The following is a 14,864-nucleotide window of genomic DNA, read 5'->3' on the forward strand; positions in this document are numbered from 1 at the left end:
ACGTGGGGGCGGGCGTGCTGGGCAGCGTCTCGACCGCGACCGGTGCGGCGGGCGGCTCGGCGGAGGTGAGCCGCACGGCGCCGACGGTACCGCCGACCGCGAGCGCCACACCGACCGCCGCGGTCGCGGCGATGGCGGCGGGCGAGGAGAACTTGCGGGTACGAAGGTGCCTAGCAGCCACCGGCCCGGTCCTTTCGTCAGCTGAACAAACCGGCCCGGACCGTAACGAGAGAAGCACTTCCGAAGTCAACGTGATCATGGTGCTATGCCCGCATTTACCCTGGTACGTGTAGCCGATCACGCCACAGTCGATCGGCCGAACGGCCCACCGATCCGCCAGGATGGAAACCGTGCTGAGTCGTCGCCTGATCGAGCTGTTCGGATGGATCGACCCCGGCCCGGGCAGCACCCACCTGGTCAGCGACATCTCCGGCTGGTGGCGCGATCCCGACGTGCTCGCCCGGGTCGGTCCGGCACTGGCCGGGCTGTTCCCCGAGGACCGCCCGACCGTCGTGATCGCCCCCGAGGTGACCGGGCTGCTGCTCGGCCCGCTGGTCGCGGTCGCCGCCGGAGCCGGTTTCCTGCCCGCGTACAAGGACGGCGGCGAGCGGCGCCGGGTCGGACCGACGCGCTGGGCGCAGACACCCCCGGACTACCGGGGACGGCAGCTGCGGGTCGGCGTGGACGGCCGGCGGCTGAACCCCGGCGACCGGGTGCTGCTGGTCGACGACTGGGTCGACACCGGCGCGCAACTGGACGCGCTGGGCCGGGTCGTCCGGGACGCCGGGGCCGACCTGATCGGTGCCGCCGCACTGGTCGCGACCTGCCCGCCCGAGGTCGGCGAGCGGCTGGGTCTGCGCGCCCTGGTCACCGGCGACGAGTTGCCGTGAGACGCCGGCAAACCGGATGAACGACGGCGGTACGGTGCCGTAGCGTCGGCAGCATGTGGCCCCGCATCGGTGGATTGCGCGCACTCGCCCTCGGCACGCCCGGCGAGCTGCGCACCCGGCTCAACACCCTCGTGCTCTCCGGCGTGAAGACCGCCACCGCCGGGCTGGTCCAGGAGTACGACGACGAGAACGAGGAACTGGAGTACGTCGGCGAGCGACTGGTCCTGGTCGACGACGACGACGCGCTCGTCGGCGTCGTGGAGGTCACCGGCGTCGAGGTGGTGCGCTTCGCCGACGTGCCGTGGGACTTCGCCCGCGCCGAGGGCGAGGGCGACCGGTCGATCGAGGAGTGGCGCGAGGGCCACGGCGCCTACTGGGCCCGGCAGGGCAGCCCGGTCACCGACGACACCCGGATCGTCTGCCTCCGGTTCCGGCTGGTCTCCACCGAGGGCAGCGTCGGCACCTAGCCGGCCCGGCGCAGCTCCGGCAGCAGCGCCGCCGCCTCCACCAGCACCGCCTCGTCGCCGGCGTACCAGCTGCTGGCCCGGGGCCAGTGCGTCACCACGTCGGTGAAGCCCAGCCGGGCCGCCCGGGTCACCTGCTCGGCGAGGAAGCCGGCGCTGGTCAGCGAGAACACCGGTGCCGAGTCGAGCGACAGGTAGCGGTCCAGCGTCGCCGGGTCGCGGCCGGCCTGCTCCAGCGTTCGGTCCATCCGCTCGGACAGCTCCGCCACCGTGCCCCACCAGGTCTCGACGTCGTCGCCGCCGAGCCCGGTGGTGACCCAGCCCTGCCCGAACCGGGCGACCAGCCGCATCGAGCGGGGACCGTTCGCGGCCAGCACGAACGGCACCCGGGGCTGCTGGACGCACCCGGGGTTGTTGCGCGCGTCCACAGCGGTGAACCACTCCCCGCGCCAGGTCGTGCCGTCCTCCCGCAGGATCGCGTCGAGCAGCTCGGTGAACTCGGCGAACCGGTCCACGCGCTGCCGCGGCGGCAGCGTCTCGCCGCCGAGCACGGCCGAGTCGAAGCCGATGCCGCCCGCGCCGAGGCCGAGCAGCACCCGGCCGCCGGACACGTCGTCGAGCGCCGTCACCTGCCGGGCGAACGCCGCCGGGTGCCGGAAGTTCGGCGAGGCCACGAGCGTCCCCAGCTTCACCCGGGACGTCACGCCGGCCGCCGCGGTGAGCGTCGTCCACGAGTCGAACCACGGGCCGTCGACCAGGTCACGCCAGCCCAGGTGGTCGTAGGTCCAGGCGTGGTCGAAGCCCCACTCGTCCACCTGGGCCCACCGCCGGCGCGCTTCCGACCAGCGCTGGTCGGGCAGGATCACGATGCCGATTCGCATGATCGCCAGGGTACGACCCGGGCCGGACAACCCGGCCCGGGTCGCGGTGATCACGCCGCCAGGTCGGCGACCACGCAGGCGATGTTGTCCGGCGCGCCCGCCGCGTACGCCAGCTCCACCAGGCGCTCGACGGCGGCCTCCGGGTCGTCCGCCTCCGCCAGCGCGGCGTGCAGCGCGCCCGGGTCCACCACTGCGGAGAGGCCGTCGGAGCAGAGCAGGTAGCGGTCGCCGGGCAGCGCGGTCCGCAGCGCCAGATCCGCCTCCACCTCCGCGCCCGCGCCGAGCGCCCGGGCCAGCAGCGCCCGCTGCGGATGCGCCCCTGCCTCGGCCGGCGTGAGCCGCCCCTGGTCGACGAGCGTCTGCACGTACGTGTGGTCCTGGGTGAGCCGGGACAGCTCACCGCCGCGCAGCAGGTACGCCCGGCTGTCCCCGACGTGCACCAGCGCGAGCCGGGTGCCGCGCCGTACGAGCGCGGTGAGCGTGGTGGCGGGCTGGTCGGCGTCGGTGGCGTGCCCGCGTACCGCCCGGTCGGCCCGGGTCACCGCGTCGGCCAGCGCGGCGAGCAGATCGGCCTGCGGCGTGTCCGCCTGCTCCAACGGCCGCAGCGCGTCCACCGCCTCCGCGCTGGCGGTGGACCCGGCCGGGCCCCGTACGCCGTCGGCGACCGCGAGCAGCGTGGCGCTCGCGTACGCGGTGTCCTCGTTGGAATCGCGGACCGTGCCGGTCTCGCAGCGCGCCGCGTACCGGAAGGTCGTCTCGGACATGGTGGTGCCCCTCTCGCTGAGCCTGTCGACGAGGAGCGCGACGGCCCGGCCGCGGGCCGCGGTGTCCGCGCTGACCCGCCGCCACCAGGCGTCGAGCGCCTCGGCGGCGGCAACGGGCGGCAGGCCGCAGACGGTACGGATCTCCGCCAGCGGCATCCCGGCCCGGCGCAGCCCGGCAATCAGCCGCGCCCGGTCCGCCTGCTCCGGCGCGTAGTAGCGGTAGCCCGAGTGCGGGTCCACAGCAGCAGGGGGCAGCAGCCCGCAGTCGTCGTAGATGCGCAACGCCTTGGCGCTCAGGCCGGTCGCGCGGGCGAACGCGCCGATGGTCAGCAGTCGCACCGTGTCCTCCCTCGCGCTCCTCGTGCCGGTCACCGCGACCGGCACTGACCACGCTGAGCCTTGCCGCAGGGGACGGGTCAAGCCGTCGCTGCCGCCAGTTTGGTCAGCATCCGGCCCAGATGCGGCTCGATCGTGCCGGCCGGCGCCCCGGCCACCTCGGCCGTCGTCCACCAGCGGATGCCGGCGAACTCCACCGGATCGGGCGTGAACCGCTGGCCGCGGTGGGCGGACAGCACGTACCAGAGGCTGACGTCGGTGTGCCGCTGCTCCGGCGGGCCGACCGTCTCGGTGACGGTGAGGAACGCCGGGCGCTCGCCGAACGGCGGCGCGAAGACCGCCGCCACACCCAGCTCCTCCCGCAGCTCGCGGCGCACCGTGTCGGCCGGGTGCTCGCCGGGCTCGACGTGCCCGCCGCTGGGCAGCCACATGCCCGCGAGGCGGTGGTCGACCAGCAGCACCGCGCCGTCGGCAGGGTCGCGGAGCAGGAAGTACGCGACCAGGTGCGGCGACGGCGTACGCGGCTTGGCCCGGCGGAAGATGTCCTCCGTGCCGGCCAGCCAGGCGAGCGCCGCCTCCCGGTGTCGCGCCTCCTGCTCGTCACCCGGTGTCAGCTCGTCGACCAGTGCCCGGATCTCGTCCCGCATCCCGCCGATGCTGCCACCCGGGTACGACGAGGTCAGTCCGGCGGCAGCGGATTGGCGTCGACCGCCGCGCGGACGAACTCGCGTACCCGGGACGTGGTGTTCCCGGCCGGCCACACCGGACCGCGACAGATCGGCGGCGCGTCGTGGATCGGCACGTAGGCCACGTCCGGACGGGCGTAGAACTGCCGGGCCTGCTCGCCCACCGGCAGCACCCCGCGCCCCAGCGCGACGAGCGCCAGCATCTCGGAGAAGCTGCCGCCCACCGGGCCCTTCGGCACCGGGCGGCCCGCCGGGGTGCGGTCCGGCGTGCGGTCCTGCTTGAACGCGGTCGAGGTCACCGCCGGGTACTGCACCACCGGGTGGTCGCCCAGCACCTCCAGCGACACCGACTCCTCGGCCGCGAGCGGGTGGCCCGCGGCCACCGCGAGCACCCGGCGCTCGCGCATCAGCACCGGGCCGTTCGCCATGCCGTCGAAGGGGTACGAGGCGATCAGCACGTCGATCGTGCCGTCCAGCAGGCTCGACCGGGTGCTGGCCAGCGGCGCCTCGTGCACGTGCACCTCGCAGTCCGGGTGACGCTCGGTGAACCGGGCCACCGCGCGCAGCAGCACCGGGGCCGTCGACTCACCGACGTACGCCACCCGCAGCTCGCCGGCCAGTCCGCGCCCGGCGTCCACGGCCCGCTGCACCGCCGCCTCGATGCCGGCCACCAGCGGGCGCATCTCCTCGGCCAGACGGGCGCCGATCGGGGTGAGCCGGACGACCCGGCTGGTGCGCTCGAACAGCGGCGCGCCGATACGGCGTTCCAGCCTGCGCACCACGTGGCTGACCCGGCCGGTGCTCACCCGCAGCCGCTCGGCGGTCCGCCCGAAATGCAGTTCCTCGGCCAGGGTCAGGAACGTCTCGACCTCGTACCGCTCCAGCACCGGACCACCTCCGTCGTTGCCTGCGGGTCAACGATCGTAGTCCGGATCGGGCTTGGTCCCGGTGGCGCGCCGGACCAGGGTTGACGGCATGCACAACGATCTCGTGACGGTGACCGGTTTCGACCACCTCGTGCTCGCGGTGAGCGACGTCGAACGCTCACTCGACTTCTACTGCGGCACGCTCGGCCTGGCCCCGGTGCGGGTCGACAGGTGGCGGGCCGGCGAGGTGCCCTTCCCGTCCGTACGCGTCGACGCCGGCACCATCATCGACCTGATCAAGGGTGACCCGGCCGGGTCCAACGTGGACCACTTCTGCCTCGTGGTCGAACCGGTCGACTGGCAGCGGGTGGTCGACTCCGGCGTGTTCACCGTGCTGACCGGCCCGGTCCCGCGCTTCGGCGCGCGCGGCACCGCCACCTCGATCTACGTCAGCGACCCGGACGGCAACACAATCGAACTGCGCTGCTATCCGGCCGACGCCTAACCTGGTCCGATGCCGGAGCTGGAACGACTCGCCGCCCACCACGCACCCGCCGTGCTGCGGTTCGAGCGGGACAACCGGGCGTACTTCGCCCGGTACGTACCCGACCGGGGCGACGACTTCTTCACCGGGTACGCCGCCCGGCACGCGGCCCTGCTGGACGAGCAGGAACGCGGCACCTGCCACTTCCACGTGCTGGTCGGCGACCACGGCACCGTGCTCGGGCGGTTCAACCTGGTCGACGTCGCAGGCGGCAGCGCCGAGCTGGGCTACCGGGTGGCCGAGCGCGCCGCCGGGCGCGGGCTCGCGAGTGAAGGTGTACGGCGCGTCTGCGACCTGGCCCGCACCGAGTACGGGCTGCGCCGGCTGGTCGCCTCGGCGGCCCTGGCGAACCCGGCCTCGCTGGCGGTGCTCCGGCGTGCCGGTTTCGTGCCGGACGGCTCGGTGCCCGACTGCGCGGTGGATCTGGACGGGGAGCCCGGCCTGCGGCACACGCTCGACCTCCGCGCTCCCTACGCAGCCGCGTCCCCGTAGGCGGGCGCGCCGGCCGGCTCGTACGTCAGTTGCAGCGTGCCGTGGGCGTGGGTGACCGACTCGGTGAGCCGCAGCGCGCTCGGCACCGTTCCCTCGCCGAACAGCCGCTTCCCGGTGCCGAGCACCACCGGGTACAGCCACAGGTTGAGCCGGTCGACCAGGCTCAGGCGCAGCAGCGACTGCACCAGGTCCAGGCTGCCGATCACGTGGACCTCGTCGTGGCGGGCCTTCATCTCGGTGACTCGCTCGGCCAGGTCACCCTGCACCAGCGACGAGTTCGCCCAGGTCAGCGGTTCGGCGAGCGTACGGCTGGCCACGTACTTGGGCACGCCGTTGAGCAGCCCGGTGAAGGGGATGTCCGCTGGTGCCTTCGGCCAGTAGCCGGCGAAGATGTCGTACGTCTTGCGGCCCAGCAGGAGCGCGTCCATGCTGCTCGCCTGCTGGAACATCACCGCGCCGGACTTCTCGTCGAGCAGCGGCAACTGCCAGCCGCCGTGGCTGAAGCCACCCTCGCGGTCCTCGTCGGGTTCGCCGGGAGCCTGCGCCACGCCGTCGAGGGTCAGGAACTCTGTCACGATCAGCTTGCCCATGGGTCCGCTCCTCCGGTTTCTGCTCCGTCAACCGGCAGACCCGGCCACGACCCGCAACTCATCGCCGCCGGGGAATCACCTGTGCCCCTGTCGCCTCCAGCGTAAGATCATTCTCTTCGGCAGGCGTACGCCTTCCGGAGTCCTCGAAGGCGGATTTCGCCATGATCCCCGATCGGACTGAGACAAGCGTCCTCCTGGACGAGGCACTGGCGGGTGTGGCCGTCGCGTTCCAGGGCATGACGGCCCACGAGCAGGAGTCCAACTGCGAGTGCCACTGGGGCAGCGCGGAGGAACTGGCGCTGCTGAAGACGCCGGACGTGCCGCTCGACGACGACCTGTTTCGTCGCACGTACTGGACCACGGACTGGCACTATCCCGGTCTGCTGCTGCGCCGGATCCTGCCCCAGGTGACCCAGCACCTCGTGACCGGCCGAATCGTGCTGATGGACGGGCTGGGCAGTCTGGCGAACTTCTTCGCCGTCTCCCCCTGGCACGAGTGGCCGAGAGAGCAACAGGCCGCCCTGCGGAAGTTCCTGAACGTGTGGTGGGTGCACGTCCTGGTCGAGCCCGACGCGAAGGTGCCCGCCCATGCGGCCCTGTCGTTCCTCGCCGAGGCCACCACAGAGCTCACCCCGTGGCTGGCCGACTGGGCGGAGGCGCTGGCCGACGAGCCGGCCCGGCGACACCTGGTCCAGGCCATCGATGAGTGGATGTACGACCTGCGGGGCGATGCGCTGCCGTGGCCGAGCTGGCACGACATCGACGCGTGGACCCCCGCGCTGCAACTGTGGGTGATCCGACACGCGCCCACCGTCCTGCGCGAGTACGACGCGTCGGCCGAACTGCTCGAGGACATCCGCCGGTTCAGCCTTCCCGACTCCGAGCGGTACGACAAACCGCTCTCGCGGTGGCGCTCCAGGCGCCCGTGGCCTGAGTGACGTCGAAAGCCCTGGCGGGACTCACGTCCTGGCCAGGGCCTTCACTGCGGTCACGCCCCCTGTCGCCCGCGCCGGCCAGCTCTCGAACGGCGATCGGCCCAAGTAGCGCTGCCCTCGATCAGCAGCCTCACCGCGCGAACATCCGGCACCACCAGGTGCCACAGAAGTTTCTTCGACTCCAGCCAGCCCAGGCCGCGCTCGCGCATCAGAGCGATGGCTGCATCTACCGGCATCCCGTCAGCGAGCCGGCTCCGCACTTCTTCGAACTGCTCAGGCCAGTCCGGTCGCAGCTCGGCACAGGCACGCATACGGCCCACCCTCCGGCCCACGACGCACGTATCTCGACGCTCGATCAGCCACGCCTTGAATCCGGTCAAACCGGAGACAACCGGTCTGGGGGCACCGGATGAAGACGGCTGCGCAGGAAGGCGACCATCTCGCGGCGCGCCGGCCGGGCGGCCGGCACCAGACCGGGAGTGCTCAGGAAGGTGTGGGTGGCTCTCGGGTAGCAGGTCAGGCGGGCGTCGGTGCCGTCCTCGCGAAGTCGTTCGACGTAGCGGCTTCCGTGGTCGGCCAGCGGATCCAGTGCGGCGGTGATCACCAGTGTCGGCGGCAGTCCGCTGAGGTCGTCGAACATGAGGGGTGACACGCTGCGCGGGTCGAGCGTGGGCGGCAGGCTCACCTTGCGGGCCGCGCGCAGCCGGGACACCGACAGCGTGGGGTTGTCGGCGTTCTCCGTGATCGAGGGGTACTCGGTCATGCTCTCCGTCCAGTCCGTGCCCGGGTAGAGCAGCGCCTGGGCGCTCAGCGGCGGGCCGTCCTTGCGGGCGCGCAGGGCGATGAGTCCGGCGATCGTGCCACCGGCACTCTCGCCCATGACCGCGACGGCTGCGGGATCGACGCCCCACTGGGCGGCATCTTCGACGAGCCGGACGACGGTGCCGTAGCCGTCGTCGATCGGTTGGGGTAGCGGGTGCTCCGGGGCGAGGCGGTACTCCACCGAGACGACCACCGCCGGGCACCGGGCCGCGAGGTGGCTGTTGAGCCAGTCGTTCTGGGCAGCCGTCCCCGCGAAGAAGCCTCCGCCGTGGAACGAGACGACCAGGGGCAGCTTCCGGCCGGTGTCCTTCGGTCGGTGTACGCGCAGGCCCAGGCGTCGACCTGGAAGATCGATGGAGGTTGCCTCGATGTGTGCACGGCGGTCCGGGAAGCCGGTGATGATCCGTGCGGCACGAGACGATGCCACTCGGTTGGCCTTCTCGCGCGCGGCGATCACCTGCTCGTCGGTCAGAGCCTCCCAGTCCAGGGTGTCCCTCAGGATCCGGGTGCCCAGTGGGGCTTTGCCTCTCATGGTGTCCTCCGGGATGCAGACGCTGTGGACTCACTGTCACAGCCGGTGCATGCCGGTGGATTGAACGAATGTCAGGACGGACTCCCCACCCTCCGGCGTCAGGGCCGGGCGGGCCAGGCGACGTCGTCGACGGCGAGGAACGGTGCGTTCGCCACGGTCGTGGGCGTCGCTCCGGTGAAGGTCATGACGTCTCGGTGGAGGTGCGACTGGTCGGCGTAACCGCTGTCTGCCGCCGCCGCTGCGGCGCTCTGACCCGCGGCGAGGCGATGGGCCGCACGATCGAACCGGATGAGTTGGGCGGCGCGCTTGGGGGTGAGTCCGATCTGGGACCGGAATCGGGCCCACAGCCGTTTGCGGCTCCATCCGACCTCGGCCGCCAACCGCTCGACCCGCACCTGTCCCCCGCCGGCCACCATCCGCCTCCAGCAGTAGGCGACTTCCGCATCGACCGCGCGGCCCACGTCCTGACGCCGGGCCAGCGCCACCTCGGCCATCGCGAACCGGTCGTCCCAGGATCGGGCGGCGCGCAGTCGCTCCTGGATTCGCGCGGCGTCGCGCCCCCAGAGGTCGTCGAGGGCTGTCACGGTCCCGCTCAACTCCGATGCGGCACCCAGGACCGCGTGCGCGATCACAGGCGACAGCCGCACCTGAAGGCACGCGAAGCTTCCGGCCTGTCCTCGTCCTTGGGCGCCAGGGGGTGACGCGAGTCCGGCGGTGACGCAGCCTCGCTGTTGCCGGCCGGCACCGTCGTCGACGACGAGCGGCTGATCGCCGAGGTCGAAGATCACCATGACGGCGGGGTGTGGCACGACCTCGACCTCGACCGGGGCGTCAGCCCGATCGCTGAAACCCGCCATGGTGACCCCCGCCAACCGGCCCGGTCGTTGCGGAACCGCGATGTCCCAGGCGGGCGAACCGGAGCGCACCGGCTCGGTAGGTCGCACATCACGATGGTACGTGTCACCTCAACCGACTCCGGAGATCCGCCTTGGTCCAGGCGGCGTCCCGGGACACGTGAGCGGCCCAGTCGGCGAGCTGATGAGCCCTCCCTAGCGGGCTCCGCCCGGTGCGAACACGGCATAGAAGTACCGGAGGCTGTCCTCCGGACCGTTCTCCAGTCGCTTGAAGGCCTTCGCAATCGGATTGCACCAGCGCTGCCCGCCGAGCTCGACCACCATGGGCCATCCGACGACGGCAAGTTCGTCTGCCGCCGTTGCGCGCCACCGTCCACCGGCATGGCGGGTCAGCACCTCGCCGACATAGCAACCGAAGCCGAAGAGAGTCTCCGCCACCTGTCCAGCCGCGAGGCCCTCGGCCCGAAAGCCGTCGAGGATGGCGTCCACAGACGTCAGGCTGTCCGGCGTGTAGTCCAGGTGCACGCCGCTGACCTGGGCCGCTGACACCACGATGTCGCCCGCGAACCGGGCTGCGTTCTCCGGGACGGGCGCGTACTTCAGGCGCAGTTGCACGGTTCTCTCCGTTGATCAACAAATGGGGATCGCGCGATCGTACCGACGACGGCCGACAGGCAGCGGCCTCGCGACCGGCTCGCAGGGCACCGGACGAGCACGACGCCGTGGCCTGGTTCGCGACGTCCGACATCGCCGGCCTGCGTCTCGCCATGAGCCGCTTCTCCCGATGCTCACCGCCCCAGTCACCGGCGTCAGCAGCCCTACCTCGTCCGCACGTCAGGTGCGAACCGGCGGCTCGCCGAATCTGCCACCACGGACGACGGAATCGGTCTCGACTTCCTGGACCGTCCAGACGTGACCGACGAAGTCGTCCACCGCGACACCACCGCGTCCGAGCAGCGTCCGGATCGCTGCCACTGCCTCCTGCCGCCGCGACAACCGGTAGTTCACCTGGACCGCCCACGCCGGCCGCTCGCCGACAGCGCGCTCCAACTCCGCCACCATCTCGGGCTCCCAGTCCAGGTACAGGTCACGGTGTTCCTCCACCAGCCAGAGGAAGACCGAGCCCGGCCCGACCCACTGATCCGGCTGGGTCTCACCGAGGGCACCCAGGAGCCGCAACACGTCCGCCCTGGACACGGCCGGGAAGACGAACGCATTCTCACTCACGCGCAGAACCATAGGCGCCGGCTCCACGCCTGGCACCCGACGACGCCTGCGGACGGCGCCAGGTCGCGCGAAGGAGAGCGGTGAACGACGACGAGATCATTCGCCACTACGGCCTGCGGCCGACCGACGCCGGCCTGCCTCACATCCGCGAGATGCTCCGAGCCCAGGCGGACCTAGATCAGCACGACCAGGACACCGAACTCATGAAGCTGTGCTGCCTGCAACTGTTCAACGCAGGCCAACTCGGCGACGTGCTCGTCATCTGGCAGGCCAAGGAGTCGAGCTGGGATGCCCACTGCTCAATGGACGTCCAACTGCTCTGCGGAGCGGGACTGGACGCCACCAAGGCGCACTTGAGGGCCGACGGCTCCGAGGATGCGACAGAAGCATTCCGCTACCTGCACGGCTGCGAGGCCGCGGGCGACATTGACTACTTCTCCGTGGCCGAGCAGGCAGGTGGAGAGCCGCTTACTACCTGAGCTGACGTTGCAATGAGGCAGGATCTTGAAGAATTGAGCCATCGAGCCCGAAGTCAGACGTAGCCTGAGGCACCTTCCTTCGAAAAGGATCACTGATCAGCGCGCCGACGAGTAGGCCGTCCCGGATCTCTTCCTTACGGACGTCACAAGGCTCTCACCTCGGGCACCTCCATCATCACCGAGGCGTCAGGCGTCACGTGGCACCCGGCGCTGCTCGGGTTCCTAGAACTGGATCAGGCACCCGGCACCGCGCCTAGCAGTCGAGGACATCGCTGGCCTGCCTGCAGCAGAAGCGCAGTTGGGCGCTGCCAGGGCCGGTGCACTCCTGCACCGGCCGGTGTACTATGGCACCACCTCGACGAGTAGCCCTTTTGGCAGAAGGCGTCGAGTCACGGGCGACACCCCGACAGCTACCGGCTCGGCCTCAAATCCCCAACTAAATGCGCCGAGTTGATCGCCAAGAGATTCCTTACATACGGAGGCACCCGAATGTACGAAGCGCTACGTCACGTGTACCGAGGAGCAGAGAATGGTGAGTCGGGGACGGCACCCGAAGAAGGAGATCTCCGATGCGCTTCGCCGGGCTGAGGATGCCGGCCTCGTCGTGGACGAGATTCATCGGGGCCACCGGTGGGGGAAGGTAGATTGCCTGCCCTGTTCCGCCAGCCGAAGCGTCTGGGCCACTCCACAGGATGCGGGCACACACGCAAAGCAGATCGAGCGTTTCACTCGGAACCACACCCACCCCTTGCCGCCAGCGGGACCAACTTCAGCAGCCTGAGGCCGGAGGGAGGTAGGCGATGACGGCCCACGTCTTTAAGGTGGTGCTGGATCGGCAGCCTACCGATGATGAACTGGATGCTCTGTTCGCCGCAGGCTGTGACGATGCCGCATTCGGCTCAGAGAACGGCCTTCCAATCGGCGAGTTCGACCGGGAGGCGGAAACCATGGCTGACGCGATCGCGTCAGCAGTACGCGAGCTCGACGGCGTCGGCTTGATAGCACTACGTGTCGTAGACCAAGATCTGGTAACCCTGGCCGACGTAGCGGACCGCATCGGCCAGAGCCGGGAGTCGGTGCGGCGATACGCCACAGGGGACCGCGGTCCTGGCACCTTCCCACCGCCGGTCAACCCAGCCCGTGAGGGGACATCCTTCTACCGCTGGAGCGAGATCGCACCCTGGATCAGGCAGCACCTCAAGATCGATGCGCCGGAGTCGGATCCGGCACTCATCGTAGCGAACCTGGTACTTCAGGCCCGACAGCACCGTGAGCGCGTCGCTCACATGGAAGCACTGGCTGACCTACTCGCGGCGTAGCAGTTGGCCGTATGACGGGCTAATGGCACGTAGCATGATCCCCGGACCGTGGAACGTCGAAGGCCCCGGCCGGGAACTCTCATCCCAACCAGGGCCTTCGTACATGGAGCGGGTGACGGGAATCGAACCCGCACTGTCAGCTTGGGAATCGGATTGAGTTGCGGCCCCCGGGCCTGGTGCCCGCAGGTCGTTGAAGCATGCGCGACTCGGTCAAGCTCTGCGACGGACCTCCGCTGGCCGATGTTGACCGTTGTATCGGGCACGTAGCGGGCACGGACTCAAGTGAGGCTGAGGCTTGAACCCCTAAGCCACGAGACGGCTGGGATACATCCAGAGCAGGCTCACCGGCGCTCTGACCTGACCTCCCACTCTCGGCCTCTCTCCTTGCTTTTCATGCCTGGCCGCTCTCAGTTGTGCCGCATCTGTGCCAGATGATCTCCAAAGACGACTAGCTCCGCAGGCTCTCTACCACATGCCCCCGACAAGCTTCTCTGCCTTGTTCCGACTCGCGGGTAACCGAAAATTGTCCGGTCGTCGCCTACACCCAACCCGAAGTCGTCTGTCCACAGGGTGGGGATTGCACATCAGCAGGTCGGGTGGCTTTTGCTTTCAATTCCCCTTCACTTGTCCACATCCCGTGCACAAGCTGCGCACATGCCTGTCCACCGGGGTCCACAGGTTGTCCCGAGGCTCGTCCACCAGTGCTGTTGAGCAGCTGAGCGGTGGAGTGCTATCCATCTCCCAGGGGACTTACACGGCTGAAGTTCGAACGCGGCCTCGGTCGCAGGGAAGTTGTCACACCGTCGTGTACAACCTCTAGAGACACGGAGCGGCACCCGCCTAGGAACGGGTGCCGCCTTGAACCTCCGTGTTGATCCGCGTGCGACGAACCACCTAGGGAGATCGGATGCCCAGGTTAGCAACCCGGGATGAACGGACCAAGCGAAGCGAAGACCAGCGGCGCCGGCGTTCGACAAGGCTCAGCGAGGACCAGCACCGGCGTCGGATCAGCTATCTCACTGCTGCAACCGGCCTGGTCACGGCGCTAGCGACCCTCATCGCCGCTATCGCTACCCTCACAGCTCAGATCGTCGCGTGAGGCCTGCCCGAGGGCGGGATGACCTCGCCTTCTCGCCCTCCGATCACTGGTGAGCCAGGTTGCCGGTGACCTCTCTTTGACGTAGCTGGTCGTCCGCCGCTTGGTCACGTTGACTGACATGCCAGGGGACGGCTCGGCCAGCGGGACGACAGCCCGGAAGCGCTTGGGTGAACATCAGCTGTCATCGCTATCCTGGGCGCTGTGTCCGACGACGATGTGGCGAAGCGGCTATTCACAGCTGAGTTCGACGACGAGTTCCAAGTAGGCGAACATGAGACCGACCGCGCCTACTTCGGGCGGGACGTCCTGCGTGGGCTGATCGACGGCATCGGGGAGTTCACCCATCATCCGCAGCCGCGGTGGCAGACCTTCCGCTCCGATGGTCCAGCACTCCTTGGATCGGCAATGTGGATTAATGATGCGGAGTTGATCGACAGGTTGGGTGACTTGGCGGCTGCATGTGTCGTGGTAAGTAAACAGGGCCGTCGGCCGACCGAGTTAAGGAAGCTAGCGCCGCTGGCGAAGCTAAACGAGCGAACGCCCGGCATGCCAATTCAGGCCTTTTCAGAACTGACCGGACTGGCCCCGAAGGAAAACGACCGGCCAGTCGTCATCGGCCCCTACTCCCGCATGTACGACGGATCGATACCAACAATCCGAACACTCGGGTTCAGGAGGACCGCGACTCCGGGCGGGGGTATGCCGCCCATTATCCATGCCAAGATGGCGCTCCTTGGTCACCTTTGGTGGCACGACGAGGACGACTCGCCGGCCGGCGTGGTTGACGTAAGGGGGTTCACCCCAGTCCGGCTTTGGATTTCATCCGCCAACTTCACGAGCTCGTCGCGCCGCAGCCTTGAGTTCGGCTTCTGGACGGAGAACCCCGATCTGCTAGCGGGGGCCAACCGGTTTCTAGTGAAGCTCATGCGCTCTTCTGAGGCACTCGATCCGGCATCAGACTCATTTGACCCCGACCTTGCCCCTGTTGAGTTCGACGATGAAGCTATCTGGCAGGCCATCGGCGACATGCGGTACGACGGCCTAGCCCCGGACGAGTGGGAATAGCAGAACCGGAGCTTTTTCA

Annotated in this window: 18 protein-coding genes and 1 pseudogene; 8 read left to right on the top strand and 11 right to left on the bottom strand. The window is 69.6% G+C overall.

All coding sequences use genetic code 11. The features are described from left to right. Positions 1-181, bottom strand: a pseudogene (locus EAD96_RS31310) (septal ring lytic transglycosylase RlpA family lipoprotein); the annotation flags it as partial. Between the two features lie 160 nt (positions 182-341). Between EAD96_RS31310 and EAD96_RS29975 the strand changes: the two are divergent. Next, a complete protein-coding gene (locus tag EAD96_RS29975; protein ID WP_199733343.1) occupies positions 342-890 on the top strand; it encodes a phosphoribosyltransferase family protein in 549 nt (182 codons plus the stop codon). Positions 891-943: 53 nt separating this feature from the next. Further along, positions 944-1,357 carry an ASCH domain-containing protein gene (locus EAD96_RS29980; RefSeq protein WP_121686593.1) on the top strand — a complete coding sequence of 138 codons (414 nt, stop codon included), beginning with the start codon at positions 944-946 and terminating at the stop codon, positions 1,355-1,357. On the opposite strand, the gene EAD96_RS29985 is transcribed toward EAD96_RS29980, so the two are convergent. From EAD96_RS29985 to EAD96_RS30000, 4 genes are all read right to left on the bottom strand, one after another. Continuing rightward, positions 1,354-2,235, bottom strand: coding sequence for an LLM class flavin-dependent oxidoreductase (locus EAD96_RS29985; RefSeq protein WP_121686617.1), 882 nt, complete (start codon positions 2,233-2,235; stop codon positions 1,354-1,356). The two genes, EAD96_RS29980 and EAD96_RS29985, sit on opposite strands and share 4 nt — an antisense overlap. Positions 2,236-2,285: 50 nt before the next feature. After that, positions 2,286-3,338, bottom strand: coding sequence for a MerR family transcriptional regulator (locus EAD96_RS29990; RefSeq protein ID WP_121686594.1), 1,053 nt, complete (start codon positions 3,336-3,338; stop codon positions 2,286-2,288). Positions 3,339-3,415: 77 nt separating this feature from the next. Next, a complete protein-coding gene (locus EAD96_RS29995; RefSeq protein WP_121686595.1) occupies positions 3,416-3,982 on the bottom strand; it encodes an NUDIX hydrolase in 567 nt (188 codons plus the stop codon). A 32-nt stretch (positions 3,983-4,014) separates the two neighbouring features. Next, the gene (locus tag EAD96_RS30000) at positions 4,015-4,908 is read right to left on the bottom strand and encodes a LysR family transcriptional regulator (protein WP_121686596.1); all 894 of its coding nucleotides are present in this window, start codon (positions 4,906-4,908) and stop codon (positions 4,015-4,017) included. Positions 4,909-4,996: 88 nt separating this feature from the next. On the opposite strand from EAD96_RS30000, the gene EAD96_RS30005 reads away from it, so the two are divergent. After that, positions 4,997-5,392 (top strand): VOC family protein, encoded by a 396-nt coding sequence (locus EAD96_RS30005; RefSeq protein ID WP_121686597.1) that lies wholly within the window; start codon positions 4,997-4,999, stop codon positions 5,390-5,392. Positions 5,393-5,401: 9 nt separating this feature from the next. Next, positions 5,402-5,923, top strand: a complete 522-nt coding sequence (locus EAD96_RS30010) for a GNAT family N-acetyltransferase (protein ID WP_121686598.1) — start codon at positions 5,402-5,404, stop codon at positions 5,921-5,923. On the opposite strand, the gene EAD96_RS30015 is transcribed toward EAD96_RS30010, so the two are convergent. After that, the gene (locus tag EAD96_RS30015; RefSeq protein ID WP_121686599.1) at positions 5,902-6,513 is read right to left on the bottom strand and encodes a dihydrofolate reductase family protein; all 612 of its coding nucleotides are present in this window, start codon (positions 6,511-6,513) and stop codon (positions 5,902-5,904) included. The two genes, EAD96_RS30010 and EAD96_RS30015, sit on opposite strands and share 22 nt — an antisense overlap. Before the next feature lie 161 nt (positions 6,514-6,674). Here EAD96_RS30015 and EAD96_RS30020 point away from each other — a divergent pair, with 161 nt between their 5' ends. Beyond that, positions 6,675-7,451: a hypothetical protein gene (locus EAD96_RS30020; protein ID WP_121686600.1), complete on the top strand. Its 777-nt coding sequence runs from the start codon at positions 6,675-6,677 to the stop codon at positions 7,449-7,451. Between the two features lie 50 nt (positions 7,452-7,501). Here the strand turns inward: EAD96_RS30020 and EAD96_RS30940 are convergent, their stop codons facing one another. From EAD96_RS30940 to EAD96_RS30040, 5 genes are all read right to left on the bottom strand, one after another. Next, positions 7,502-7,759, bottom strand: a complete 258-nt coding sequence (locus tag EAD96_RS30940; protein WP_147457959.1) for a hypothetical protein — start codon at positions 7,757-7,759, stop codon at positions 7,502-7,504. 65 nt (positions 7,760-7,824) lie between these two features. Next, on the bottom strand, positions 7,825-8,802 hold the full coding sequence (locus EAD96_RS30025) for an alpha/beta hydrolase (RefSeq protein ID WP_233586234.1): 978 nt from the start codon (positions 8,800-8,802) through the stop codon (positions 7,825-7,827). A 98-nt stretch (positions 8,803-8,900) separates the two neighbouring features. Next, complete coding sequence (locus EAD96_RS30030) at positions 8,901-9,746, bottom strand: helix-turn-helix domain-containing protein (RefSeq protein ID WP_121686601.1); 846 nt, start codon at positions 9,744-9,746, stop codon at positions 8,901-8,903. Positions 9,747-9,851: 105 nt separating this feature from the next. Further along, positions 9,852-10,271, bottom strand: coding sequence for a hypothetical protein (locus tag EAD96_RS30035; RefSeq protein ID WP_121686602.1), 420 nt, complete (start codon positions 10,269-10,271; stop codon positions 9,852-9,854). 219 nt (positions 10,272-10,490) lie between these two features. Beyond that, positions 10,491-10,883, bottom strand: a complete 393-nt coding sequence (locus EAD96_RS30040; RefSeq protein WP_121686619.1) for a hypothetical protein — start codon at positions 10,881-10,883, stop codon at positions 10,491-10,493. Between the two features lie 80 nt (positions 10,884-10,963). Between EAD96_RS30040 and EAD96_RS30045 the strand changes: the two genes are divergently transcribed. The 3 genes from EAD96_RS30045 to EAD96_RS30060 all read left to right on the top strand — a co-directional run bounded on the left by EAD96_RS30045 (position 10,964) and on the right by EAD96_RS30060 (position 14,845). Further along, positions 10,964-11,362 (top strand): hypothetical protein, encoded by a 399-nt coding sequence (locus EAD96_RS30045; protein ID WP_121686603.1) that lies wholly within the window; start codon positions 10,964-10,966, stop codon positions 11,360-11,362. Positions 11,363-12,162: 800 nt separating this feature from the next. Further along, positions 12,163-12,681: a hypothetical protein gene (locus EAD96_RS30055; protein WP_121686604.1), complete on the top strand. Its 519-nt coding sequence runs from the start codon at positions 12,163-12,165 to the stop codon at positions 12,679-12,681. A 1,300-nt stretch (positions 12,682-13,981) separates the two neighbouring features. Further along, positions 13,982-14,845, top strand: a complete 864-nt coding sequence (locus tag EAD96_RS30060; protein ID WP_121686605.1) for a hypothetical protein — start codon at positions 13,982-13,984, stop codon at positions 14,843-14,845. The last annotated feature ends 19 nt before the right edge of the window (positions 14,846-14,864 follow it).

The sequence above is a fragment of the Micromonospora sp. BL1 genome (assembly GCF_003667485.1).
Lineage (GTDB): Bacteria > Actinomycetota > Actinomycetes > Mycobacteriales > Micromonosporaceae > Micromonospora > Micromonospora tulbaghiae.

Coding starts and splice junctions, on each gene's coding strand:
- EAD96_RS29980 (WP_121686593.1), top strand. CDS start 944: ATGTGGCCCCGCATCGGTGGATTGCGCGCACTCGCCCTCGGCACGCCC.
- EAD96_RS30940 (WP_147457959.1), bottom strand. CDS start 7,759: ATGCGTGCCTGTGCCGAGCTGCGACCGGACTGGCCTGAGCAGTTCGAA.
- EAD96_RS29985 (WP_121686617.1), bottom strand. CDS start 2,235: ATGCGAATCGGCATCGTGATCCTGCCCGACCAGCGCTGGTCGGAAGCG.
- EAD96_RS30020 (WP_121686600.1), top strand. CDS start 6,675: ATGATCCCCGATCGGACTGAGACAAGCGTCCTCCTGGACGAGGCACTG.
- EAD96_RS30015 (WP_121686599.1), bottom strand. CDS start 6,513: ATGGGCAAGCTGATCGTGACAGAGTTCCTGACCCTCGACGGCGTGGCG.
- EAD96_RS30005 (WP_121686597.1), top strand. CDS start 4,997: ATGCACAACGATCTCGTGACGGTGACCGGTTTCGACCACCTCGTGCTC.
- EAD96_RS29995 (WP_121686595.1), bottom strand. CDS start 3,982: ATGCGGGACGAGATCCGGGCACTGGTCGACGAGCTGACACCGGGTGAC.
- EAD96_RS29975 (WP_199733343.1), top strand. CDS start 342: ATGGAAACCGTGCTGAGTCGTCGCCTGATCGAGCTGTTCGGATGGATC.
- EAD96_RS30025 (WP_233586234.1), bottom strand. CDS start 8,802: ATGAGAGGCAAAGCCCCACTGGGCACCCGGATCCTGAGGGACACCCTG.
- EAD96_RS30055 (WP_121686604.1), top strand. CDS start 12,163: ATGACGGCCCACGTCTTTAAGGTGGTGCTGGATCGGCAGCCTACCGAT.
- EAD96_RS30010 (WP_121686598.1), top strand. CDS start 5,402: ATGCCGGAGCTGGAACGACTCGCCGCCCACCACGCACCCGCCGTGCTG.